This is a genomic window from Brucella haematophila, from assembly GCF_005938105.1.
In the GTDB taxonomy this organism is placed as follows: domain Bacteria; phylum Pseudomonadota; class Alphaproteobacteria; order Rhizobiales; family Rhizobiaceae; genus Brucella; species Brucella haematophila.
The window spans coordinates 158,312-181,359 of the sequence record NZ_VCPE01000004.1 but is presented as its reverse complement, the minus strand read 5'-3'; the positions used below and the strand labels follow the sequence as shown (position 1 = coordinate 181,359).

The window sequence follows — 23,048 nt, the reverse complement described above, 5'->3', positions numbered from 1 at the left end:
AAATTCCAGATGCATTGAGTTGTGTATTCTGAAAACACTTCTGAAATTGATAGTCACATTTTATTGACAAAATGTCGATAAGATGATGACATAAAATTCACATAAAAGCGGGAGCGTCAAAATGGGTAAAGATAAGGCTTTTGAGGAAGAGCCTAAAACCGGAGACGAAATGCAGGAGGCTGGCTTCGATGAAGTCACGCTGCCCAAGCATTTGCGCCCGGTTGCCTCGATTGGCCCCATTGTTTCGTCCGCGCATCTGGCCGAAGGCGGTTCGCCCGGCATGTCCGAGGTTGAATACGGCCTCATTCTCGCATCGCATGCGTTTTCACGCTGGATGGTCCGCTGCATGGCAGCGGCGGGCTTGCCGGGGCTTTCCCCCATCGAAGTGCTGATTCTCCATTCGATCCGCCACCGCGACCGTGAGAAGAAGCTTGCCGATATCTGCCTCGTTCTCGACATTGAAGACACGCATATTGCCACCTATGCCATCCGCAAGCTTGAAAATGCCGGCTTGCTGACGACCGGCAAAGCGGCAAAGGAAAAGACGGTGAAGATCACCGCCAAGGGCGCCGATGCCTGCGCGCGTTATGCGCAAATTCGTGAGCGTCTTCTGGTCGATTCCACGGCCAATGCGCGCCCATCGGAAGAAACGCTTTCCGAAGTGGCTGCCCTTCTGCGCTTTATGTCCGGTGCATTCAATCAGGCCACGCGGTCTGCCATCACACTTTAAGAGGGTTGAAAGTTTGAGCGGAACCGAGTTGAGCGAACCAGTTTCAAAACCTCTGCTGACCGTCGATGGCCTCAGTGTCGAATTTGGCGCGAGCCGTGTCGTTGACGATCTGAGTTTCTCGGTCCATCCCGGTCGCACGCTGGCTGTGGTGGGCGAATCCGGTTCGGGCAAGTCCATCACGTCGCTTTCCATCATGCGGCTTGCCGATATGAGCGGCGCGAAATTCCCGTCCGGCCGCATTCTGTTTGGCGAGCGCGATCTGCTCAAGGCCGATCAGAAGACAATGCGGGGCATTCGCGGCAAGGAGATCGCCATGATCTTCCAGGAGCCAATGACGTCACTCAATCCGGTTTTCACCATCGGCAACCAGCTATCCGAAGTGCTGATGCTGCATGAAGGCATGACCCAGCAGGCGGCGCTTGCCGAGGGGAAGCGGCTTCTGGAAATGGTGCGGCTGCCGGATGCGGAAGGGCTTCTGAAGCGCTATCCGCATCAGCTTTCCGGTGGTATGCGCCAGCGCGTCATGATCGCCATGGCGCTTGCCTGCCGTCCGAAACTGTTGATCGCTGATGAGCCGACGACCGCACTCGATGTGACCATTCAGGCCCAGATACTGCACATTATCAGAGATTTGCAGCAAGAGCTTGAAATGGCGGTAATTTTCATCACGCACGACATGGGCGTGGTGGCGGAAATGGCCGACGATGTCGTCGTCATGTGGAAAGGCAGGAAGGTGGAAGAAGGCCCGGTCGGGCAGATTTTCTCGAAGCCGGAACATGCCTATACCAAGACGTTGCTGTCGGCAGTGCCGAAGCTTGGCAGCATGACGGGCGAAGCCTTTCCGAAGCGAATGCCGGTCATGACCATGCGCGATGGCGTGCCTGTTCTGACGGGTGAGGAGCGCATTCAAGACACGGCGCGTTATGGCGACAAGCCGTTGCTGTCGGTGGACGATCTTTACGTGCGCTTTCCGATCAAGAAGAACCTGTTCGGCAAGGTCACGCATGTCTGCAACGCGGTGTCGAAGGTCGCATTCGATATTTATCCGGGCGAAACGCTGGCGCTGGTCGGTGAATCCGGGTCGGGAAAATCGACCATTGGGCGCACCATCCAGCAATTGCAGACGCCGCTTTCCGGCGATATTCGCTTCAACGGCAAGGCCTATTCGGCCATGAGCGCTGCCGAGCGTTATGCCATGCGCCGTGAAGTGCAGTATATTTTCCAGGACCCGTTCGCGTCGCTCGATCCACGCAAGACGGTCGGCTTTTCCATTGCGGAACCGATCCGCACGCATGGCCTTCTCGACAATGACAAGGCAATCAATGCGCGCGTGGCCGAATTGCTGGAGCGGGTTGGCCTCGGCCCGGAACATGCGAAGCGCTATCCGCACGAATTTTCCGGCGGTCAGCGCCAGCGCGTCTGCATAGCGCGTGCGCTCGCTTCCAAGCCAAAGCTCATCATCGCCGACGAAGCTCTGTCGGCGCTCGATGTTTCCATTCAGGCGCAGGTCATCAACCTGTTCATGGACCTGCAGAAAGAGCAGGGGCTGGCTTATCTCTTCATCAGCCACGACATGGCGGTGGTCGAAAAGATGAGCCATCGTGTGGCTGTGCTTTATCTTGGCCAGATCATGGAACTCGGCTCGCGGCAGCAGGTTTTCGAAACACCATCGCATGACTACACGAAGCGGCTTCTCTCGGCTGTGCCGATTGCTGATCCGTTGGCGCGCACCAACCGGCCTGCGCTGGAAGGTGAAATTCCAAGCACAACGCGCCGGATCGATGACAAGCCGCCGATCTATCGCCATCGCGAGGTCGCAACCGGGCATTTCGTGGCCGAAACAGCCTGACGCACAAAGTTCAACAGAAACCCAAAGGGGAAAAACAATGATAAGGAAAACACTTAAAGCCGTTCTCATGGCTTCCGCTCTCTCGGCGGCAGTGTTTGCATCTGCTCCGGCTTTCGCGGCCGGAAAGCTGACCGTTTCGTCGCCGCAGGACCCGGGCAGCTGGGATCCGATCGACACTTTCCTCGTCAACTGGGCTTCTGTCGCTACCAATATTTTCGATGGTCTCGTCTATCGCGGACCGGACCTCAAGATCGTTCCGGCACTGGCAACCTCGTGGGAAGAGCTGGATAACGGCAAGCGCATCCGCTTCCATCTGCGCGAGAACGTCAAGTTCCATAATGGCGAACCGTTCAATGCCGAAGCCGTCAAGTTCACCTTTGATCGCCTGCTCGGTGACGAGGGCGCGAAAGGCCCGCAGCGTTCCAACTATATTGCCATCGAGAAGGTGGAAGTCATCGACGACAAGACCGTCGATTTTCATCTGAAGGCACCGGACCCAGTCCTCATCACCAAGCTGGCTGGTTATGGCGGCATGATCGTTCCGCCGAAATATATTCAGGAAAAGGGTGACGACTATTTCAACACCCATCCGGTCGGCACCGGACCGTTCAAATTCGTTTCCTATGAGCCGAAGGTCAACATCAAGCTTGAGGCGTTCGCCGATCATTGGGGCGGCGCGCCGAAGCTTTCCGAACTCGAATATCGCTTTATCACCGAGCCTTCGACCGCTGTTGCCGAGCTTCAGGCCGGTCGCGTTGATCTGGTCATCCCGCCGACCATTCCGATTGGCATGATCCCGACCATTCAGAGCGATCCGAAGCTGGAACTCGTCACAACGGCTGGCCCGACGGTCTATGCCCTGCGTTTCAACACAGCTGACGGCATCACCAAGGACGAGCGCGTGCGTAAGGCGCTGACGATGGCGGTTGATCGCGACGCGATCATCCAGTCCATTCTGGCAGGTCAGGCAGAGCCGATTGCAAGTTTTCAGGGTTCGCTGTCCTTCGGCTTCGACCCGAACATGAAGCCGCTGCCTTACGATCCGGAAGGCGCGAAGAAGCTGCTAGAAGAAGCGGGCGTTCAGCCCGGCGCAACTGTACAGATCGACGTGCGCGGTCAGGATGCAAGCTTCAATGAAGTGGCGCAGGTTATCGCAAGCTTCCTGCAGATGGTCGGCGTCAATGCAACCATCAAGCCTTACGACACCAATGTTCTGCTGAACGATATCATCCCGCAGGGCAAGACCGGCGCGATGTTCCAGCAGGCCTGGGGCGGCTGGACCTTCGACTATGATAACACCGCCTATTCCATGTACCATTCGGGTGAAAAGTGGAACCCGTACGACAAGGACGAAAAGCTCGACAAGATGCTGGAGGCGCAGCGCTCGGTTATTGATCGCGGTGAACGTGAGAAGCTCCTGCAGGAAATCGCGCATTACGCAGCCGATCGCGCACTGGAAATGCCGCTCTACAACCTCAAGGCAATCTTCGGCGTCAACAAGCGCGTGAAGAACTTCGTGCCGGTGCCTGACAGCCGTCTGCGTCTGACGGACGTCACTGTCGAATAAGCAAGAATGACAATACGGCAAGCCGGATATGACCGGCTTGCCGCAGCATTTCGGAGGCGCACTGGTGGCCGGATTTCTGATCAAACGAATTTTGCAGGCGTTGTTCGTGCTTGTCGCGATGACGCTGCTTGTCGCTTTCGCGGTCCGCCTGACAGGCGATCCGGCATTGATGCTGACGCAGGGTGCTGGCAGCATCACCGAAGCCGACCTCGCACGCATCCGCGAAGGTCTCGGTCTCAACCAGCCGTTCTTCGTTCAATATTGGCAGTTCCTCAAGGGACTGTTCACGATGGATCTGGGGCGCAGTTTCCTTGGCGGCACGCCGGTTTCCACGCTCGTGGCCGGCGCTCTGCCTGCCACGCTGATGCTGGCCTTCGCCTCCCTGTTCGTTTCCATCGTGATTTCCGTTCCACTTGGCATCAAGGCTGCGGTGTCGCGTGGAAAATGGGCCGATCAGCTCATCCGTATCTGCTCGCTGGTGGGTCTGTCCTTCCCGAATTTCTGGCTGGCAACCATGCTGGTGCTGCTGTTCGGCATCACGCTGCAATGGCTGCCGCCAAGCGGCATGAGCGGCATTGCAAGCTTCATCATGCCAGCGCTCACCATGGGCATCATTCTGACCGCGACCAATGTCCGCCTTGTGCGCACGGCGATGCTGGAGACGCTGCAATCGCAATATATCATGGTGGCACGGGCTAAGGGGCTGAGCGAGAACAAGGTGCTCTACAAGCATGCGCTGCGCAATTGCGCCATCCCGCTGATCACCTATCTCGGCCTTCAGTTTGGCGGTCTGCTCGGCGGTATCGTCGTGGTGGAACGCGTGTTCAACTGGCCGGGCATGGGCACGCTTGCCTTCGACGCTGTGGCCGGGCGCGATTATCCTGTCTTGCAGGCCACCATCGCGATCCTTTCCATGCTGATCATCGGCGTCAATCTTCTCGTGGACATCGCCTATGGCCTTGTCGATCCGCGTATCCGCACGGAGTAGGACCCATGGCAACCAAGACCTCATCCGTTCTGTTTTCGCGTTTTGCGAGCCTCGAATTCATTGTCGGCGTCGTGCTGACCGGTTGCATTTGTCTGGCCGTGATTTTCTCCGGCTATCTGTTTCCGGGCGGCGCCAACAAGATTGATCTTCTGGCGCGCCTGACGCCGCCATTCGTCAATCCGGCCCATGTTTTCGGCACAGATCCGCTGGGCCGCGACGTGCTGGCGCGGGTTATCACGGGCGGCAAGATTTCGCTGTTTGTCGGTTTCGTTTCGGTGATCGGCTCCGTGGTCATCGGCACGATCATGGGTCTCGTTGCCGGCTATTATCGCGGCTTCTGGGACATGGCGCTGATGCGCTTTGTCGATGTTCAGCTGGCCATGCCGTTCATCCTGCTTGCCATCACGGTGATGGCCATTCTGGGCGGTGGCTTGTTCAACACCATCATCCTGCTGATCGTCTCGCAATGTGTGCAATATGCGCGACTGGTGCGCGGCTCGGTGCTGTCGTTGCGCGAGCGCGAGTTCATCCTGTCTGCTCGCGCTATCGGCGTGAAGGACTGGCGCATCATCTTCCAGCATCTGCTGCCGAACCTGCTCGGTCCGGTCATCGTGCTGATGACGCTCAATGTGGCCAATAATATTTTGCTGGAATCGAGCCTGACCTTCCTCGGCCTTGGTGTCGATCCGACCATTCCAAGCTGGGGCGGCATGCTGGCCGACGGGCGCACCTATCTCCAGACCGCATGGTGGGTGAGCATTTTCCCGGGCCTCGCCATTCTCTTCACCGTGCTTGGTCTCAATCTTCTTGGCGACTGGCTGCGTGACAGCCTCGACCCAACTGGCAGGACTTCCCGATGAGCGTGCTTTATGAGAAAACCTATCCGCGCACCGTTCATGCGCTTGTCGAGCACTTTCTGAAACCGGAAATGCGCGGCGCGAAGGTGGAAGCATGGCTGTTCGATGATCAGCCGAGCCGCTTTGCTGCCGAAACGAAGTTGCGTGAAGCAGGCGTCGAGGCGCGGCTGCATTCGGCTTACAAGCCGCTTCTGCATTTCTTTCTGGAGGAAGTGGATGGCGCGGCGCTGAAGTCGGCGGTGATCCGTTATCCGCGTCATGAGGCTTGCGTACAGAACCGTTTTCTGCTCGAAACCTATCCCTTGTCTGCGTTGCTGCCGGAGGCAGAGGTGACTTTCGCAGCTTCGGGCAAAGACGATTTTCATTATGAAGTCGATCTGGTCTTTGCGGATGGCCATAGCGAAAGCCATCGGGTTTTTGCGCCGAACCGCGTGCATGTGGATTTCATCGGCGAAACACTGGTCTCGCCAACCGGCTGGCTGACTGTCACGCAGGACGGCAAGACAGAAAGCGCGCGCTATGAGACTTCGTATGAAAAGCTGTTTCATGACACTGTCTCGACCATCGCCGCCCATGACTGGAAGCGTGGTGAACCTTATTTCGATGAGCTGAACATCGCCGTCAGTCTGCCGATCACCGACCGCCGCCTGCCTTACGATGAGGAGACGCTGAGCCTGACCGAGGCCATGCACGAGGATATCTATTTCTCGCTGCTGGAAGTCTTTCAGAAAAAGTCCGGCCGCCCGGTCGGTGACCGTGGCTTGCAACCGGGCCAGATCGTGCCGGAAGTCCGCTTCCGCGATGCCGAACCGTCAGTCAAAGTGGAAATGCGACCGCTTTCCACCGATGATGCATTGACTGCAGAGCAGGTTCTGGAAACGGCGCAAGCGCCGCTTTCCGCCGATCAGATCCGTCGTGAAATTGCCAGACTTGGCGGTGAGCCATTCGACGCCAGAACCCGCTCTGGCAGAACGGTGCGCGCGACGTATCGCAAGGGCAGCGATGCCGCGATGATGATCAGCGCCGGGCAGCACGCCAATGAAACGACAGGTGTTGTTGGCGCGTTGCGCGCGGCCAACCGGCTTGTGGCGCGCGAGGGCACGCATTTCACGATCTCTCCGCAGGAAAACCCGGACGGATACGAGATACACAAACGGCTTTGCGCACTTCAGCCGCATCACATGCATCACGCCGCGCGCTATACGGCGCTGGGTGACGATCTGGAATATCGCAGCGGCGAGGGGCTTTACGAAAAAGCCATTCGCGTCGAGGCGGAAAAGCGGACTGATGCGAAACTGCACGTCAACCTGCACGGTTATCCGTCGCATGAATGGACGCGCCCGCTCTCCGGCTATGTGCCGCGTTCCTTTGCCATGTGGACGCTGCCGAAGGGCTTTTTCCTGATCATTCGCCACCATGCCTCCTGGGAAAAGGAAGCAGAAGAACTGATCGACCGCGTGACAAAACATCTGGCCGCCATTGACGGTTTGGTTGCCTATAATAACGCCCAGATCAGGCTTTTCGAGCAACATGCAGGCGAAACGGGCTTCCGCATTATCAACGGTTTCCCGTGCCTTGTCGGTGTCGATGACCGCCATACGGTGCCGCTGACGCTCATCACGGAATATCCGGATGAGACGATCTATGGCAGCGCTTTCGTTAAAGGCCACACTGCGCAAATGGAAACGGTGCTGGCATGCTACGATGCCTTGCAGGCCTTGTTGCCATCCACGCCGGTTGCTTGACTTTCCGGTTTGAAGAGCAAGTTTTATAAAGAAAAAGCGCCGTTTAGCGGCGCTTTTTCATGTTTAACATCTGCTGGTCAAAATCAGCCGCTGATGAGCTTCACTTCCATGAAGTCTTCAAGACCCCACTTGCCGCCTTCGCGACCATTGCCCGACTGCTTGTATCCGCCAAACGGGCTGCCCGGAGCGCGGGACGTGCCGTTGATTTGGATCATGCCAGCGCGGAGCTTGCGCGCAACGCGCTTGGCGCGTTCCGGGCTGCCGGTCTGGATATAGGCGGCCAGACCGTAAGGCGTGTCATTGGCGATGGCGATGGCTTCTTCTTCCGTTTCAAACGGGATCATGGCCAGCACCGGCCCGAAGATTTCTTCGCGCGCGATGGTCATGTCGTTGTTCACGTCGGCGAAGACAGTCGGCTTGACGAAGTCGCCTTCCGTGAAGCCGTCCGGACGGCCCGTGCCGCCAGCAACGAGGCGTGCACCTTCGTCGATACCCTTCTGGATGAGCTTCTGGACCTTCTCGAACTGGATCGACGAGGAAAGCGGTCCGATATGGTCGCCTTCTTCCGCAGGATCACCGACCTTGGTGCCTTCGGTTACCTTCTTCGCGAATTCGACGGCCTTGTCATAGACCGAGCGCTCAACCAGCATGCGCGTCGGCGCATTGCAGGACTGACCGGTGTTCTCGAAGCAATGGGCGAGGCTGCGCTCGATGGTCTTTTCCAGATCGCTATCGGCAAAGACGATGTTTGGCGACTTGCCGCCGAGTTCCAGCGAAACGCGCTTGACGGTTGCCGCGGCAGCGCGGGAAACCGCTGTGCCTGCGCGTGTCGAGCCGGTGAAGGACATCATGTCCACATCCGGGTGCTGCGACAGGGCTTCGCCGACCACCGGGCCTTCGCCATTGACGAGGTTGAACACGCCCTTTGGCAGACCGGCTGCATCGACAAATTCGGCGAACAGCATGGCCGACATCGGCGCAATTTCGGACGGCTTGAGCACGACCGTGCAGCCAACCGCAATCGCGGGAATGACCTTCAGCGCAATCTGGTTCATCGGCCAGTTCCACGGGGTGATCAGCCCACAAACGCCGATAGGTTCATGCACGATGGTCTGGTTTGGAAATTTAGGAGAAAGAATTTCTTCAAACTCGAAATTCTCGAAGGCGGCGACAAAAGCCTTGATGTGCGACACGCCAACGGCAGCTTGCGATTCACGCGCAAGCGTAATCGGCGCACCCATTTCGTGCGAAATGGCCTTGGCCATTTCATCCATGCGGGAATCGTAAATTTCTGCGATACGGCGGATATAGGCGATACGCTCTTTCGCTGGCGTTTCGGCCCAAGCGGGAAATGCCTTGCGCGCTGCAGCTACAGCGAGATCGATATCGGCAGCCGAACCGCCCGAGATCACCGCATAAGGCTTTTCATTGGCCGGATTAACGACTTCGATGCTCTTGGCGTCGATTGGAGCGCGCCAGGCGCCGTCGATGTAAAAATCCGTTTTCTGAACCAGGTTCTTCTGAAGCATGGCGCATTCCTCCGTCGGTTTTGAATTCCCATATGTTCTTTTACAAGCCGGTCCAAATCGAACCGGTTTGCATTTGCGCGCAACCTTAATGCCCGGATATGGCAGCGTCAAAACAGAAGGACGGATGGAATCATCAATTTTTCTTATTCATTATCGTAGGCTTCGACATCAATGCCGAGCGATACAAGGCCCTCCTCGATATAATCACCCAGAAGCGGCGTTCCGATCAGGTATTTTGCCTCGCGCCCGTTATGGCGGTCGCTTGCCGTGGATAACGCCTCATCCCATTCTTCGGGCGAAAAATCGCCGCGTCCAACCCACATCAAGGCAAGCAATTCGATGCGTTGGTCTTCATTCAGGGAGCGTATGGCGGCGAAAAGCTCTTTCCGGGTCGGATTGTCGAGCGAAGCATCGAGAATATCGACGTCTCTGTCGTCGCCGGGATTGGAACCGGAGTCTTCGTCCACCGCAGGCACCTGAACGTCATATTCGCGCGCCTTCGCAATGATGAATTCCAGATTGTCCAGATTGTTCGTCAGCTCGACCATCGAATACCTCCGTTACCGGTTTTCTCAGCGTCTTTCTGATTATAGGGCGTCCGCTTCGCGCAGGCGATAGCCAACACCGGTTTCGGTGAGAATATATTGCGGCTGGTCGGGCAGGGCTTCGATCTTCTGCCGAAGCTGACGTACATAGATGCGCAGATATTGCACATCTGCCGCCGGGCCCCAGACCTGATTGAGAATATACTGATGGGTCAGAACCTTGCCTGCATGCTGCACCAGAAGGCGGAGAATGTCATATTCCTTGGGCGACAGCTTGATGTCGTTACCATCGACCTTGACGATGCGCCGTACCAGATCAACCGAAAGACCGCCGCTCTGGAAAATCGGCTTTTCGCCCTGCTGTTGTAGCTTGTGACGGAGCGCGACGCGGATGCGCGCTGCAAGTTCGCGCATGCCGAAGGGCTTGGTCACATAATCATCGGCGCCGAGTTCCAGCGCCTTGACGATACCCACCTCGTCGGTGCGGCTCGACAGGATGAGGATGGGCAGGTTGCGCCCTTCCTGCCGCCATTGCAGCAGGAGTCGATGGCCGTCCATATCCGGCAGACCAAGGTCGAGCAGCACAAGGTCAGGGCTTTCAGCCTCGATCTTCTCCATCGCCTCAGTGGCATTGGCCGCCTCAACGGTCGTATAGCCTTCTGTGGTCAACCCGACCCGTAGGAGCTTACGGATTGGCGGTTCGTCATCGACGATCAGCACTTTGACGCTTTGCGTATTCATTGCGTTGTTTCCGTTTCAGCGTCGCCGGAGGGAAGCGGCAGTGAGATGACGAAGACTGCGCCAGACCGATTGTGGTCATGGTCGCTGCGATTACGAGCGGAAATGGTGCCGCCCATCGCCTCGACAAAACCGCGCGCGATGGAGAGGCCAAGGCCCGTGCCTGCTTGTACGTGATCGCCCTTGCGAACGCGATAGAAGCTGTCGAAAATCCGCTCCCGGTCATCGGCAGGAATGCCCGGCCCCTGATCGGCGATCTCCAGAATGAGCCGCGTGCCGCTGATATGGGCTTCAATAGCAATTTCAGAGGCTTCCGGCGCGTACTTCGCGGCATTATCGAGGAGATTGAACAGAACCTGCTCGAACAAAACCGCATCCAGCCGCAGCATCGGCAGATCGGCGGGCACCGAGACGCGCACCGCATGGCGCGCAAGAATTTTTGCGGCCCGGTGTAAGGCGGCACCGACAATATCGCCGATATAATGCGGAGAAAGGTTCGGCTCCATAGCACCCGCTTCAATGCGGGTCATGTCGAGAAGATTGGCGATGAAGCGATTGAGGCGTTCCGACTGGTCCACGATGGTCTGATAAAGATCGGCCTGATCTTCAGCAGGTAAAGAGCCGTGATATTCGCGCAAGGTGGTGGCGGCACCCATGATGGCCGCAAGCGGCGTTTTCAGGTCGTGCGAGATCGAGGTGAGAAGTGCGGAGCGCAACTTGTCGGTTTCGGCGGCCAGCCTTGCGCGCTCGACATCTTCCACCAACTGCACACGCTCAATGGCGATGGCAGCCTGATCGGCCAGCGCTTCGAACAGTCTTTGCTGTTCGGGCGTGAGGATCGGCCCCTGACGGTCATTGTCGAGACCGATAACGCCGACCGAAGTTCGCGCGGTGCGCAGCGGCAGGTAAAGACGGCGTGCGCCGGGCAGCGTATCGGCACCACGTCCAGCGGGCAAATTGTGCTCCCAAGCCCAATGGGCAGCGGCGATATCGGCATCGTCGAGTGTGTCATCCGGTGGATATCCGGCGCGCACCGCGATGCTCTCGCGCTCCGGCAGCAGGATGACCGCACGCACCTTCAGCATGGACGCAATCTGGAAGGCTGTTGCCCAAAGCACATCGTCCAGCGAGCCGGTGCCGGCGAGTTTCTTACTGAAAAGATAAAGATCCTCGGTCATGCGCGCGCGCTGCCGTGCCGATGCCGCCTGACGCTGCACGCGGCTTGCCAGATTGCTGGCTACAAAGCTGACGAGGAGGAAGAAGACGAGGGCCACCACGCTTTCCGGGTCGGCAATGGACAGCGTGTAAAGCGGCGGCAGGAAGAAGAAATTATAGGCGAAGGCGCTGATGATGGAAACGAACAGCGCTGGCCACAGACCTAGCGTAACCGCAACGCCAAGCACGCCGACGACGAAGACCAGCGCTATACTGCGAACATCCAGAAACTGGTCGAGCAGCAGCCCGACGCCGTTCGCGGCTGCGACGACTGCCGTGCCGATTGCATAGGGCAGAATTTGCAGGCTTGCCGATGGTGCGGCAGTCTTGACCTTGCGGGCAGTGCTGGCAGCCTCCTGGTCGATGCCCGCCGTGATGTGCACATCTATAGCGCCCGCCCGGCGGATCAGGTCGTGCCCGACCGAACCTTCGACAATTTCGCGCCAGCGCGGCTTGGCGGATTTTCCGGCGACCACCTGCGTGAAATTATGCGTGCTGGCATAGCGGATAATGTCTTCCGCCACCGACTGGCCGGGTATGATGATCGGCTCGCCGCCAAGCTGTTCAGCAAGGCGCATGGTGGCTGACAGCCGGTCTTTTTCATCCTCCGACATGTTCGCCGAGCGCGGCGTTTCGATGTGAATGACCGCCCAGGGCGCGCGCAGCCGGTCGGCCAGACGGCGCGCATAGCGCACCAGCGATGCGCTGCGTGGCCGTTCATCAACGGCAACGAGAATACGGTCCCCCGCAGCCCACGGACCTTCGATGGCATGGGCGCGCATATGGGTGAGAAGCTGTTCGTCCACCCGCTGCGCGGTGCGTCGCAGTGCCAGTTCGCGCAAGGCCGTAAGATTGCCGGGCGAGAAATAGTTGCGGATGGCACGCTTAGCCGTCTTGGGAAGATAGACCTTGCCGTCATTGAGCCGCTTGATGAGATCGCTGGGCGTGAGGTCGATCAGTTCGATATCGTCGGCGCGGTCAATGATACTGTCTGGCACCGTTTCGCGAACGCGAATGCGCGTGATCTGCGCCACCACATCGTTCAGGCTTTCGACATGCTGGATGTTGAGCGTGGTGTAGACGTCTATCCCCTGCGCGAGGATTTCCTCCACATCCTGATAGCGCTTTGGGTGACGGCTGCCCGGCGCATTGCTATGGGCAAGTTCATCCACCAGAACCAGCTGCGGACGGCGCGCCAGCACCGCGTCAATGTCCATCTCTTCCAGTTCATGGCCATGATAGGCAACGCGGGCGCGGGGGATGACTTCCAGCCCGTCGACCAAGGCCTCGGTGTCGCGGCGACCGTGGGTTTCGACCACGCCGATCACCATATCGACGCCATCGGCTTTGCGCGCTCTGCCGGACATCAGCATTTCATAGGTCTTGCCGACACCGGGAGCCGCGCCCAGAAATATCTTGAGGCGGCCACGCGTTTCGCGCTCCGCCTGTTCGAGCAGGGCATCGGGAGAGGGCCGTGTGTTGTCAGCGCGAATGTCGTCCGACATCAATGATAATGCTCCTGCGAAGCGGGCGGCATCGTTTGTGCCGCCCGTATTCTACTTTATTTAGCTGCGGTTCTGTCCAGAACAAGATTGAGTTTCAGGACGTTGACCACAGGTTCACCAAGAAAGCCAAGCTCGCGGTCTTCCACCTGCTGCTCGACAATGCCGCGCAGCGCGGCTTCGCTGATACCTCGCGCCTTGGCGACGCGGGGTATCTGATAAAGGGCTGTTTCCGGCGAAATATGCGGGTCGAGACCGCTGGCCGAGGTGGTCACGAGATCGATAGGGATCGCGGTGTCAGGCGTTGCCTGTTTCAAGGTTTCCGCCTCGCCCTTGATCCGCTCGATCAAAGCGGGATTGGTCGGGCCGAGATTGGAGCCGCCCGAGCTGGATGCATCGTAGCCATCCTTGCCCGCGGCGGATGGACGGCCGTGGAAATAACGGTCGCCGCTAAAATTCTGGCCGATCAGCTCGGAACCGATGACCGTTCCGTCCTTCTCGATCAGGCTGCCATTGGCCTGCTGCGGAAAGATTGCCTGGGCGATGCCGGTCATGCCGAGCGGATAGATGAAGCCGGTGATGACGGTAAGCGCGACGATCATAACCAATGCGGGACGAAGTTGCTTCAACATGGGTGAAAATCCTTATGCGAGGCCAAGGGCAACGATGGCCATATCGATGGCCTTGATGCCGATGAACGGAACGATGACGCCGCCGAGGCCGTAGATGAGCAGGTTGCGCGAGAGCAGGGCGCCTGCGCCGACGGCCTTGTATTTCACGCCCTTCAACGAAAGCGGGATCAGCGCCACGATGATGAGCGCGTTGAAGATAATGGCCGAGAGAATGGCGCTTTGCGGCGTGGCAAGGTTCATGATGTTGAGCGCGCCGAGCTGCGGGTAGAAGGCCAGAAACATGGCCGGAATGATCGCGAAATATTTGGCGATATCGTTGGCGATGGAGAAGGTCGTCAGCGCGCCGCGCGTCATCAGAAGCTGCTTGCCGATTTCAACGATCTCGATGAGCTTCGTCGGATCGCTGTCGAGATCGACCATATTACCTGCCTCGCGGGCAGCTACGGTGCCGGTATTCATGGCGACACCCACATCGGCCTGTGCGAGGGCCGGTGCGTCGTTGGTACCGTCGCCGCACATGGCGACGAGTTTGCCCTTGGCCTGTTCCTCGCGGATCAGCGCCAGCTTGTTCTCCGGGGTCGCCTGCGCCAGAAAATCATCCACACCCGCTTCTGCCGCAATTGCCGCTGCCGTCATGGGGTTGTCGCCGGTGATCATCACCGTGCGGATGCCCATGCGCCGCAGTTCGGAGAAACGCTCGCGGATGCCGCCCTTCACGATATCCTTGAGATGGATAACGCCAAGCAGCCTGCCATCCTTGACCACGGCCAGCGGCGTGCCGCCGGATTTTGCAATCGTATCGGCAATGGCTTGTAGCTCGTGGGTGACCTTTTCTTCGGTCGCACGGTTCTGGCCCACATGTTTCAGCACGGCATCCACAGCGCCCTTGCGGATGGACGAACCGTCGATATCGACACCGCTCATGCGGCTCTGTGCCGTAAAGGGCACGAAAGTCGCATGCAGGCTCTGCATATCGCGACCGCGAATGGCATATTTCTCCTTGGCCAGAACCACGATGGACCGACCTTCCGGTGTTTCATCGGCAAGCGAGGCCAGTTGCGCGGCGTCGGCCAATTCCTGTTCGCTGACGCCGGTTACCGGCATGAAGGCGGTTGCCTGACGATTGCCGAGCGTGATCGTGCCAGTCTTGTCGAGGAGCAATGTGTCGACATCACCTGCTGCTTCCACCGCCCGACCCGACATGGCCAGCACATTGAAGCGCACCAGACGGTCCATGCCTGCGATGCCGATGGCTGACAGCAGAGCGCCGATGGTGGTCGGGATCAGCGTTACAAACAGGGCAACCAGCACGATGACCGGGATATAGCCGCCCGCATAGGTCGCGAAGCTTGGAATCGTCACCACGGCCAGAACGAAGATCAGTGTCATGCCTGCCAGCAGGATGTTGAGCGCGATTTCGTTCGGGGTTTTCTGGCGCTCGGCGCCTTCCACGAGGCTGATCATCTTGTCGATGAAGGTCGAGCCCTGAGCCGCCGTGATGCGCACCCTGATCCAGTCGGACAGCACCTGCGTGCCGCCGGTTACGGCGGAACGGTCGCCGCCGGATTCGCGGATGACGGGCGCAGATTCGCCGGTGATGGCGGCTTCATTGACCGAAGCCACACCCTCGATCACCTCGCCATCGGACGGGATGATGTCGCCCGCTTCGACGAGAACGATATCGCCGACCTTGAGGCTGGTTCCGGGTACAGTTTTGTAATCGGTCTTGCTGTCGCCATTCAGAAGCTTGGCCTGTGTTTCGGTGCGCGTGCGGCGCAGCGATTCTGCTTGGGCCTTGCCACGCCCTTCGGCAACCGCTTCGGCAAAATTGGCGAACAGCACCGTGAACCAAAGCCACAGCACGATCTGGAATGAAAAGCCGACACTGGCCCCACCGGTCACGATGTCTTTTGCAAGCAGCACCGTGGTGAGGGCGGAAACGACGGCCACGACGAACATGACCGGGTTTCGGGCAAGGCTTTTCGGGTTCAATTTGCGGAAGGCATCGCCAACCGCCGGGATAAGGATGCGGGCATCGAGAATGCTCGCGGATTTGGACTGGCTCATAACGAGGCTCCAGTAGATGTTTTGCGAAGCGGACGCTCAGATCAGCCGGATGGCGAGAAACAGGATGAGCATCACGGCAAGGATCGACAGAATGCAACTCGACGGTTTCAGCATCAGAAAGTCTTTCCCTGGATCAAGGCGAGGTGTTCGGCGATCGGTCCCAGCGCCAGCGCAGGGAAGAAGATCAGCCCGCCGACAACCAGAATGACGCCGATCAGCAAGCCCACGAACAAAGGACCATGGGTCGGGAAGGTGCCTGCCGATTGCGGTGCGATTTTCTTGGCGACCAGCGATCCGGCAATGGCCATGGCGGGAACGATGACGAGGAAGCGCCCCATCAGCATGGCAAGGCCGATGGTGATGTTGTACCAGGGCGTGTTGCCGGAGAGCCCGCCGAATGCCGAGCCGTTATTGGCGGTGCCCGACGTATAGGCGTAGAGGATTTCCGAAAAGCCGTGCGGTCCCTGATTGGCAATTGAACTCAAGCCTGCCGGAATGACGGAGGCGATTGCCGTGAAGCCGAGGATCGACAGCGGCAGGCACAGCACGGCCAGCATCGCCATCTTGACTTCCTTGGCCTCGATCTTCTTGCCCAGATATTCAGGCGTGCGACCAACCATCAGGCCAGCAACGAAAATCGCCACGATGACGAACAGGATGATGCCGTAAAAGCCTGCACCGACACCGCCAATGATGATTTCTCCGAGCATCATGTTGATCATCGGGATCATACCGCCGAGCGCCATCATGCTGTCATGCATGGCAATCACCGCGCCACAGGATGCAGCAGTTGTGACCACGGCGAAAAGGGCGGACATGGTGATGCCGAAGCGGGCTTCCTTGCCTTCCATATTCGCGCCGTCGATGCCGAGCGCGTGGATCAGCGGGTTACCCGCAGCTTCTGCCCAATAGCAGATGGCCACGCCTGCGACGAACAGCACGCCCATGGCCGCAAAAATGGCCCAGCCTTGCTTTTCATTGCCGACCATGCGGCCAAAAACATTGGTCAGCGATGCGCCGATGGCGAAGATCGCAACCATCTGGATCATGTTGGAGATGGCGTCCGGGTTTTCAAAAGGATGTGCGGAATTGGCGTTGAAGAAGCCGCCGCCATTGGTGCCGAGCATTTTGATTGCCAGCTGCGATGCAACAGGCCCAAGCGCGATGACCTGCCGTGCGCCTTCCAGCGTCGTGGCCTGCGCATAGGCGCCAAGCGTTTGCGGCACACCGAGTGCGACGAAGGCAAGCGTCATCACGATGCAGATCGGCAGCAGGATATAGAGCGTGCAGCGCGTCAGATCGACCCAGAAATTACCGAGCGTTTTCATTGATTTGCGCGAGAAAGCTCTGATAAGCGCCATCGCGATTGCAACGCCCGTCGCAGCCGAGACGAAGTTCTGCACCGTCAGTCCGGCCATCTGGGTCAGATAGGACATGGTGCTTTCCCCGCCATAATTCTGCCAGTTGGTATTGGTCACGAAACTGGTGGCGGTGTTGAAGGCGAGGTCGGCGGGCACATTGCTCATGCCCATAGGATTGAAGGGCAATGCGCCCTGAAACCGTTGCATCGCATAAAGCAGAAGAAACCCGGCCAGATTGAACAGCAGCATGGCGGCGGTGTAGCTCGTCCAGTGCTGTTCCTCGCGCTCGCCAGTGCCCGCAAGACGGTATAGCCCGCGTTCGACAGGCACGAAAACCGGCGAAAGGAATGTCCGGTCGCCGTTGAAGACTCGCGTTATATAGCCGCCAAGCGGCTTTATGAGCAGAATGATGATCCCGCAAAAGACGAGGATCTGTATCCATCCATTGATTGTCATGGTTTTTCCCAAGCCCAGTGGGGCTGCAACTCAAAACCGCTCGGGTCGAATGAGCGCATAAAGAAGATAGATCGCGATGAAGATGGCGACCAAAGCGCCAGCGATGTATTCGATCAGCATGTTACGCCCTCAAAGCTTTTCGCAGACGCGCAGATAGCCGAAGAGCAGAGCGAAGAAGCCGATGCCGATTGCCAGGACGGCGATGTCCATAATGTCGTCCCCTTGCGGGGCTCCCTGTTGTGAAGGCTTTTTTGCCATGCAGGGATTATGTGACCTTACGGCATAGGGTTTCGAGACAGGGAAACCAGCCGCGATATAAAAATCTCATATAGAAAACGGGACAGCGCGCCACGGGGGACGCTGGCAGAAATATGGCTGAAAATTTTATTAAATCAGTTGGTTACTGGTGTTTTCAGAAGGTATTTGGCAATTCAGATTGAAGCGACCGCCCGGCCTGCCGCCCGCCCGGAAAATATACAACCGCCTAGAAAAGTGCCTTCCAGCGCATTATAGCCGTGATACCCGCCGCCGCCGAAACCGGCAGCTTCGCCCGCTGCATAAAGGCCGGGAACCGGCTCGCCCTCCTCGCCCAGAACCGCCGACTGGAGATTGGTGTGCAGACCGCCCAGCGTTTTGCGGGTCAGAATATGCAGCTTAACGGCAATCAGCGGGCCGTTGGCCGGATCCAGCAGCGCATGCAGCGGTACCGCGCGCGTCAGCCTGTCACCGATATAGGCGCGCGCATTATGGATCGCCATGATCTGCGCGTCCTTCGTGTAACGATTGACCACTTCATGGTCCCGCGCTTCGATCTGGTCGCGAATCCGTCGCACATCGAGCAGTTTCTCACCGCTCAAATTGTTCATGCCTGCGACCAGTTCTTCGATCGTCTTGGCGGTGATGAAATCGGCACCGTTATCGATGAAGGCTTTGACAGGTGGTGGTGGAGCTTTGCCGAGACGACTTTTCAGCAGCAGCTTCCAGCTTTTGCCGGTCAGGTCCGGGTTTTGCTCGGAGCCGGAGAGTGAAAACTCCTTGCGGATGATCTTCTCGGTCAAAATGAACCAGGAATAATCATAGCCGGTGGAGAGAATGTGCTTGAGTGTGCCCAGCGTGTCGAAACCGGGCAGATAGGGAGCTGGCAGCCGGTTGCCGCGCGCGTCGAACCACATGGACGATGGGCCGGGCAGGATGCGGATGCCATGATTGGGCCAGATCGGGTTCCAGTTGCGCAAACCTTCGGTGTAGTGCCACATGCGATCGGCATTGATGACGTGCCCGCCTGCGTTCACCGCCATATCGATGCCGCGCCCGTCCACATAGGCTGGTACGCCCAGCACCATTTCCTTCGGCGGATTGCCGAGCCTTTCGCGCGGCCATGCCCGACGCACGCGTTCAGGATCGCCGCCAATGCCGCCGGACGTTACGATAACGTTGTCAGCGCCAAATGCGAATTCGCCAATCACCTCTCGGGAAGATGGTTGCCCGCGCTCCACGGTGGAAGGAGCCAGCACTTCGCCGAAAACGCCGGTGATGCGTCCGTTCTCACTGGTAATCTGACTGACACGATGACGGCACTTCAGGGTGACCAGGCCTTTGGCCATTGCTTCCCGCAGCCGCTGTTCAAACGGGGCCACGACGCCAGGGCCTGTGCCCCATGTGACGTGGAAACGCGGCACCGAGTTGCCATGCCCGTGGGCGAGCGCGCCGCCACGTTCGGCCCAGCCGACAACGGGAAACCAGCGCATGCCAAGGCTGCGCAGCCATGGGCGCATTTCACCGGTTGCAAATTGCAGATAGGCTTCGGCCCATTTTCGGGGCCAGAGGTCCTCTGGCCGGTCAAACTGTGCTGAACCGAACCAGTCTTGCGCAGCAAGATCGAAACTGTCCTTGATGCCAAGACGGCGTTGCTCCGGCGTGTCGATCATGAACAGGCCGCCCAGCGACCAGAACGCCTGACCGCCGATGGAGTTTTCGCCTTCCTGTTCCAGAAGGATGACTGTTTTGCCCGCGCTGGTCAGTTCGTTCGCTGCGGCCAAACCCGCCAGCCCCGCGCCGATGATGATCGCATCCGCGTCTGCCATTCGCACAATCTCCCCTCATTTTTGCGCGCATGGTGGCGGAAGCGAAGCCGTCTGGCAAGAACTCTGAAAGCGTCTCAACCAAAGAAATACGGCATGACCCAATCGGCTATCAGCTTGATGGAAAGCCCGAACAGTGTGAGTTGTACGAGCAGGAAGAAAGGACCGTCTGGAAGCAGCCGCGTCAGTTTCGCACCTGCAAAAGTGCCGATCACTGCGGAAGGGATCAGCCAGAGTCCCATTGACAGATCGAGGTTGGAAAACTGCTGCAACTGCCAGTATGGAACCAGCTTCACGGCATTGACGATGGCAAAGAGGATGGTCGATGTGCCCGCGAAGACCAGTTTTTCCAAATGCTGCGGCAGCACATACATCTGAAATGGTGGCGCGCCGGAATGGGACACGAAGCTGGTGAGGCCGGTGAGAACACCCCAGAAGACACCGCCCGGAACATCGGCCTTGCGGGCCTTTCGGCGATAGCGAGCGCCGATCCAGGCATTGAGGCAGAACAGGATGCCGACCAACCCCACCAGCATGCCGATGAAGGTGCTGGAAAGATGCGAGCTGAACAGCCAGCCAATGCCGACGCCGACAATGGCTGCGGGCGTGAGGATGGCGAGATTGCGCGCTGAATAATGGTGGCGGTAGAGATAAAGCCCGAACATGTCGCTTATGACATAGATCGGCAGCAGCAAGGCGGCGGCTGTCACGGGTGAGATGACGAGTGCCATCAGCGGAACAGCGAGCGTGCCGACCGAGGGCAGGCCGCCTTTTGACATGCCAACCAGAAACGCCGCCGTGATAGCGACTGCCAGATACAGGGGTGTATGTTCGATCATGCGCCAGCCGCTGTCAGGGATTGGCTCCGGGCAGAACGACCCGGAGCATCATGGAAGTTGAAGTTTTCGGCAGGAAATCAGGCGTGGGCCCATTCCCAATAGAGGCTGCGGGCGCGCTTGGTGACGGCTCCGTACTCAAACCTGCGATCATCAAAGCCGATGATCGGCACAACCTTGCTCATATTGCCGGTGGAGAAAATCTCGTCGGCTTGACGGAAGTCCTCGATCTTGAGCGTGGTTTCATGCACGGTCACGCCTGCTGCGCGCAACAGCGAGATCACGCGCTGGCGCGTGATGCCGTTGAGGAAAGTGCCGTTCGGCACCGGCGTGAAGACTTCGCCGCCGCGAACCATGAAAATATTGGAGGTTGCCGTCTCGGCAACATTGCCCAGCACATCGGTCACGATTGCGTTGTGAAAGCCCTTGGCCTTGGCTTCGAGCAGCATGCGTCCATTGTTCGGATAGAGGCAGGCCGCCTTGGCATTGACCGGCATGACTTCCAGATAGGGACGACGGAACGAGGTCGTGGTGATGGTGAAACCCTTTGGCTCGACCATCGGAATGGCTTCAAGGCACAAGGCGAAATCGGTTGAGGAAGCAAGCGGCGCGACCGTGCTGCTGTCGCCGTCTTCGGCCCAGTACATGGGGCGGATGTAAACATCGGTGCCGGGGGCGAATTTCTTCAGGCCTTCCAGCGCCAGTGCTTCGATGTCATTGGCCGAGAGCGTCGGCTCAAGGCCAAGCGCGCGGGCGGAATCATTGGCGCGGGCCGAGTGACGGTCGAGGTCCGGCGTAACGCCTTCGAACAGGCGTGCGCCGTCGAATACAGCAGAACCGAGCCAGGTTGCGTGCGAGGCCGCGCCCAGAATGCGCACATCGCCTTCGCGCCATTCGCCCTTGTAATAGGTCCACATTGCCTTCGAGGCCTGCTTGTCGGTCATTTTCTCAAGTCCTTAATTCGTTTGTCTTGCGACTGTAATCCATGGCACTGGCGAGCGTGGATGCGCTGTTAACTGCTGCTGATCTGTTGGGGAAAGGCGCAGTAGGCCGGTGAATTAAGGCATCGTAGGATCGCTTTTGGGTAGAAACAAGCGAGAAGCAGACGCCGGGAACAGTTTTTGTCGACCTGTTGCCGTGAAAATGAAAAAGCCAGCCGGAGAGGCTGGCTTTCGATGCGGTTGCGAATGAAAGATTTAAAACATCGTATTGTTGTTCTTTGACGTTTCGGGAACAGCCTGAATGACATCCCAGTGCTCGACGATCTTGCCGTTATCAACGCGGAAAATATCCACGACAGCGCGGCCCCTGTCTGCTTCATTCATCTTGGACTGAAGATGCAGGAAGACGAGATCGCCGTCTGTGGCGCTGCGCACGATGCGGGCTGTCGCCTGCGGATTGTCCTTGAAGCGCTGGGTGAAAAATTTCACGAAGGGGGCTTTCCCGTCGGGAACGCCGGGATTGTGCTGGATGTAGTTTTCGGCGAGCACTTCGGAGTATTTTTCCACTTCATGCTTGTTGAAGACACCATCGTAAAATTCCAGCACGATTTTACGGTTGGCTTCTTCCTTGGCGATGTCGCGTGTCTGTTGCGCAAGCGAAGGCGCCGACACGGAAACCGCGCCGATAAGAGTGGCGATGAAAGCGGCATGCATGGAGTGTTTCAACACAGAAAGCCTCGTTCACTTGTTGGGAGGGGGCAGTTCACTTTTGCGCCAGAGACTGATGAAGCTTTTGACCGCCTCGTTGACCAGTTCCTGATTCCGCTCTTCGTCCGGCGCGGCAGTTCCAAGAAGCAGGCGGGGAAAGAGAAACCCGCTGATGCTGCCTAAAAACAGCATTGCCTGCACTTCAGGGTTCGCGACCTGGAATTCACCGGCTTTCGTCTTCGCTTCAAGATAAGCGCTTAGACTGCTCAGGACCTGACCGGTCCTGTCCGATCTCAGGCTGGTGCCGATTTCGGGAATTTCTTCTACCGCCTGAAGCATGGCGCGCAAAAGCTTCGCCATTTCCAGGTCCAGAAAATTATCCGCCACGATCCGTCCGATCACAGGCAGGAGGATTTCAGGTTGTGCTCCCCACGGAGCATTATCGAGGCGGGCGTGGATTTTATTGCGGATATCGTCAAATGCGGTCTTCAGTAAAACCTGTTTGCTACCAAAACGATTATACAAAGTCTGTCGCGTCAGACCCGCTTCGGCGGCGATCAACTCCAGGCTGACCGCAGAGCCGTGCTCCGACAGCATTTTTCTTGTCGCATCGAGCACTGTTGCGGTGCTCACATTCATTTTCTTGTCCACGCTTTTCAGTCCCTCCCCCGATACCCCTCTGCTAGCCAAGAGCCTGACAT

At 58.2% G+C, this 23,048-nt stretch carries 20 protein-coding genes; 6 read left to right on the top strand and 14 right to left on the bottom strand.

The genetic code is table 11. The annotated features are described in order from the left end of the window. Positions 1-121 precede the first annotated feature (121 nt). From FGI60_RS08425 to FGI60_RS08400, 6 genes are all read left to right on the top strand, one after another. Positions 122-730: a winged helix DNA-binding protein gene (locus FGI60_RS08425; RefSeq protein ID WP_171058735.1), complete on the top strand. Its 609-nt coding sequence runs from the start codon at positions 122-124 to the stop codon at positions 728-730. A 13-nt stretch (positions 731-743) separates the two neighbouring features. Continuing rightward, positions 744-2,579: an ABC transporter ATP-binding protein gene (locus FGI60_RS08420; RefSeq protein ID WP_138784799.1), complete on the top strand. Its 1,836-nt coding sequence runs from the start codon at positions 744-746 to the stop codon at positions 2,577-2,579. Between the two features lie 37 nt (positions 2,580-2,616). Further along, positions 2,617-4,146 (top strand): ABC transporter substrate-binding protein, encoded by a 1,530-nt coding sequence (locus FGI60_RS08415; protein ID WP_138784798.1) that lies wholly within the window; start codon positions 2,617-2,619, stop codon positions 4,144-4,146. A 64-nt stretch (positions 4,147-4,210) separates the two neighbouring features. Beyond that, positions 4,211-5,134, top strand: coding sequence for an ABC transporter permease (locus FGI60_RS08410; protein ID WP_113533509.1), 924 nt, complete (start codon positions 4,211-4,213; stop codon positions 5,132-5,134). Positions 5,135-5,139: 5 nt separating this feature from the next. Next, positions 5,140-5,994 carry an ABC transporter permease gene (locus tag FGI60_RS08405; RefSeq protein ID WP_138784797.1) on the top strand — a complete coding sequence of 285 codons (855 nt, stop codon included), beginning with the start codon at positions 5,140-5,142 and terminating at the stop codon, positions 5,992-5,994. Next, on the top strand, positions 5,991-7,736 hold the full coding sequence (locus FGI60_RS08400) for a M14 family metallopeptidase (RefSeq protein WP_138784796.1): 1,746 nt from the start codon (positions 5,991-5,993) through the stop codon (positions 7,734-7,736). Before FGI60_RS08405 ends, FGI60_RS08400 begins: the two co-directional genes overlap by 4 nt. Before the next feature lie 83 nt (positions 7,737-7,819). Here the strand turns inward: FGI60_RS08400 and FGI60_RS08395 are convergent, their stop codons facing one another. From FGI60_RS08395 to FGI60_RS08335, 14 genes are all read right to left on the bottom strand, one after another. Beyond that, positions 7,820-9,265: an aldehyde dehydrogenase family protein gene (locus FGI60_RS08395; protein ID WP_078336834.1), complete on the bottom strand. Its 1,446-nt coding sequence runs from the start codon at positions 9,263-9,265 to the stop codon at positions 7,820-7,822. 143 nt (positions 9,266-9,408) lie between these two features. Further along, a complete protein-coding gene (locus tag FGI60_RS08390; protein WP_078336835.1) occupies positions 9,409-9,813 on the bottom strand; it encodes a DUF3775 domain-containing protein in 405 nt (134 codons plus the stop codon). A gap of 39 nt (positions 9,814-9,852) precedes the next feature. Continuing rightward, positions 9,853-10,551 (bottom strand): response regulator transcription factor, encoded by a 699-nt coding sequence (locus FGI60_RS08385; RefSeq protein WP_138784795.1) that lies wholly within the window; start codon positions 10,549-10,551, stop codon positions 9,853-9,855. Next, on the bottom strand, positions 10,548-13,268 hold the full coding sequence (locus FGI60_RS08380) for a sensor histidine kinase (RefSeq protein ID WP_138784794.1): 2,721 nt from the start codon (positions 13,266-13,268) through the stop codon (positions 10,548-10,550). The genes FGI60_RS08385 and FGI60_RS08380 overlap by 4 nt, the downstream gene beginning before the upstream one ends. A gap of 56 nt (positions 13,269-13,324) precedes the next feature. Then, positions 13,325-13,897 (bottom strand): potassium-transporting ATPase subunit KdpC, encoded by a 573-nt coding sequence (gene kdpC, locus FGI60_RS08375; RefSeq protein ID WP_138784793.1) that lies wholly within the window; start codon positions 13,895-13,897, stop codon positions 13,325-13,327. A gap of 12 nt (positions 13,898-13,909) precedes the next feature. Further along, positions 13,910-15,964 carry a potassium-transporting ATPase subunit KdpB gene (kdpB, locus tag FGI60_RS08370; protein ID WP_138784792.1) on the bottom strand — a complete coding sequence of 685 codons (2,055 nt, stop codon included), beginning with the start codon at positions 15,962-15,964 and terminating at the stop codon, positions 13,910-13,912. 113 nt (positions 15,965-16,077) lie between these two features. Then, positions 16,078-17,781 (bottom strand): potassium-transporting ATPase subunit KdpA, encoded by a 1,704-nt coding sequence (gene kdpA, locus FGI60_RS08365; RefSeq protein WP_138784791.1) that lies wholly within the window; start codon positions 17,779-17,781, stop codon positions 16,078-16,080. Between the two features lie 30 nt (positions 17,782-17,811). Next, a complete protein-coding gene (kdpF, locus tag FGI60_RS08360; RefSeq protein ID WP_078336841.1) occupies positions 17,812-17,901 on the bottom strand; it encodes a K(+)-transporting ATPase subunit F in 90 nt (29 codons plus the stop codon). 9 nt (positions 17,902-17,910) lie between these two features. Beyond that, positions 17,911-18,039: a hypothetical protein gene (locus FGI60_RS26650; RefSeq protein WP_268898800.1), complete on the bottom strand. Its 129-nt coding sequence runs from the start codon at positions 18,037-18,039 to the stop codon at positions 17,911-17,913. Between the two features lie 173 nt (positions 18,040-18,212). Then, positions 18,213-19,865: an FAD-binding dehydrogenase gene (locus FGI60_RS08355; RefSeq protein ID WP_138784790.1), complete on the bottom strand. Its 1,653-nt coding sequence runs from the start codon at positions 19,863-19,865 to the stop codon at positions 18,213-18,215. A gap of 74 nt (positions 19,866-19,939) precedes the next feature. Further along, positions 19,940-20,701, bottom strand: a complete 762-nt coding sequence (locus FGI60_RS08350; protein ID WP_138784789.1) for a sulfite exporter TauE/SafE family protein — start codon at positions 20,699-20,701, stop codon at positions 19,940-19,942. A 77-nt stretch (positions 20,702-20,778) separates the two neighbouring features. Beyond that, a complete protein-coding gene (locus FGI60_RS08345; RefSeq protein WP_138784788.1) occupies positions 20,779-21,642 on the bottom strand; it encodes a branched-chain amino acid aminotransferase in 864 nt (287 codons plus the stop codon). A gap of 252 nt (positions 21,643-21,894) precedes the next feature. Then, entirely contained in the window at positions 21,895-22,353 is a 459-nt protein-coding gene (locus tag FGI60_RS08340) for a nuclear transport factor 2 family protein (RefSeq protein ID WP_138784787.1), read from the bottom strand. Positions 22,354-22,380: 27 nt separating this feature from the next. Then, positions 22,381-22,998: a TetR/AcrR family transcriptional regulator gene (locus FGI60_RS08335; protein ID WP_138784786.1), complete on the bottom strand. Its 618-nt coding sequence runs from the start codon at positions 22,996-22,998 to the stop codon at positions 22,381-22,383. Positions 22,999-23,048 lie beyond the last annotated feature (50 nt).

Bases quoted from the DNA above. Each gene is read 5' to 3' on its own strand.
- FGI60_RS08425 (WP_171058735.1), top strand. From the start codon at position 122: ATGGGTAAAGATAAGGCTTTTGAGGAAGAGCCTAAAACCGGAGACGAA.
- FGI60_RS08415 (WP_138784798.1), top strand. From the start codon at position 2,617: ATGATAAGGAAAACACTTAAAGCCGTTCTCATGGCTTCCGCTCTCTCG.
- FGI60_RS08405 (WP_138784797.1), top strand. From the start codon at position 5,140: ATGGCAACCAAGACCTCATCCGTTCTGTTTTCGCGTTTTGCGAGCCTC.
- FGI60_RS08400 (WP_138784796.1), top strand. From the start codon at position 5,991: ATGAGCGTGCTTTATGAGAAAACCTATCCGCGCACCGTTCATGCGCTT.
- FGI60_RS08395 (WP_078336834.1), bottom strand. From the start codon at position 9,265: ATGCTTCAGAAGAACCTGGTTCAGAAAACGGATTTTTACATCGACGGC.
- FGI60_RS08390 (WP_078336835.1), bottom strand. From the start codon at position 9,813: ATGGTCGAGCTGACGAACAATCTGGACAATCTGGAATTCATCATTGCG.
- FGI60_RS08385 (WP_138784795.1), bottom strand. From the start codon at position 10,551: ATGAATACGCAAAGCGTCAAAGTGCTGATCGTCGATGACGAACCGCCA.
- FGI60_RS08380 (WP_138784794.1), bottom strand. From the start codon at position 13,268: ATGTCGGACGACATTCGCGCTGACAACACACGGCCCTCTCCCGATGCC.
- kdpC (WP_138784793.1), bottom strand. From the start codon at position 13,897: ATGTTGAAGCAACTTCGTCCCGCATTGGTTATGATCGTCGCGCTTACC.
- kdpB (WP_138784792.1), bottom strand. From the start codon at position 15,964: ATGAGCCAGTCCAAATCCGCGAGCATTCTCGATGCCCGCATCCTTATC.
- kdpA (WP_138784791.1), bottom strand. From the start codon at position 17,781: ATGACAATCAATGGATGGATACAGATCCTCGTCTTTTGCGGGATCATC.
- kdpF (WP_078336841.1), bottom strand. From the start codon at position 17,901: ATGCTGATCGAATACATCGCTGGCGCTTTGGTCGCCATCTTCATCGCG.
- FGI60_RS26650 (WP_268898800.1), bottom strand. From the start codon at position 18,039: ATGGCAAAAAAGCCTTCACAACAGGGAGCCCCGCAAGGGGACGACATT.
- FGI60_RS08355 (WP_138784790.1), bottom strand. From the start codon at position 19,865: ATGGCAGACGCGGATGCGATCATCATCGGCGCGGGGCTGGCGGGTTTG.
- FGI60_RS08350 (WP_138784789.1), bottom strand. From the start codon at position 20,701: ATGATCGAACATACACCCCTGTATCTGGCAGTCGCTATCACGGCGGCG.
- FGI60_RS08345 (WP_138784788.1), bottom strand. From the start codon at position 21,642: ATGACCGACAAGCAGGCCTCGAAGGCAATGTGGACCTATTACAAGGGC.
- FGI60_RS08340 (WP_138784787.1), bottom strand. From the start codon at position 22,353: ATGCATGCCGCTTTCATCGCCACTCTTATCGGCGCGGTTTCCGTGTCG.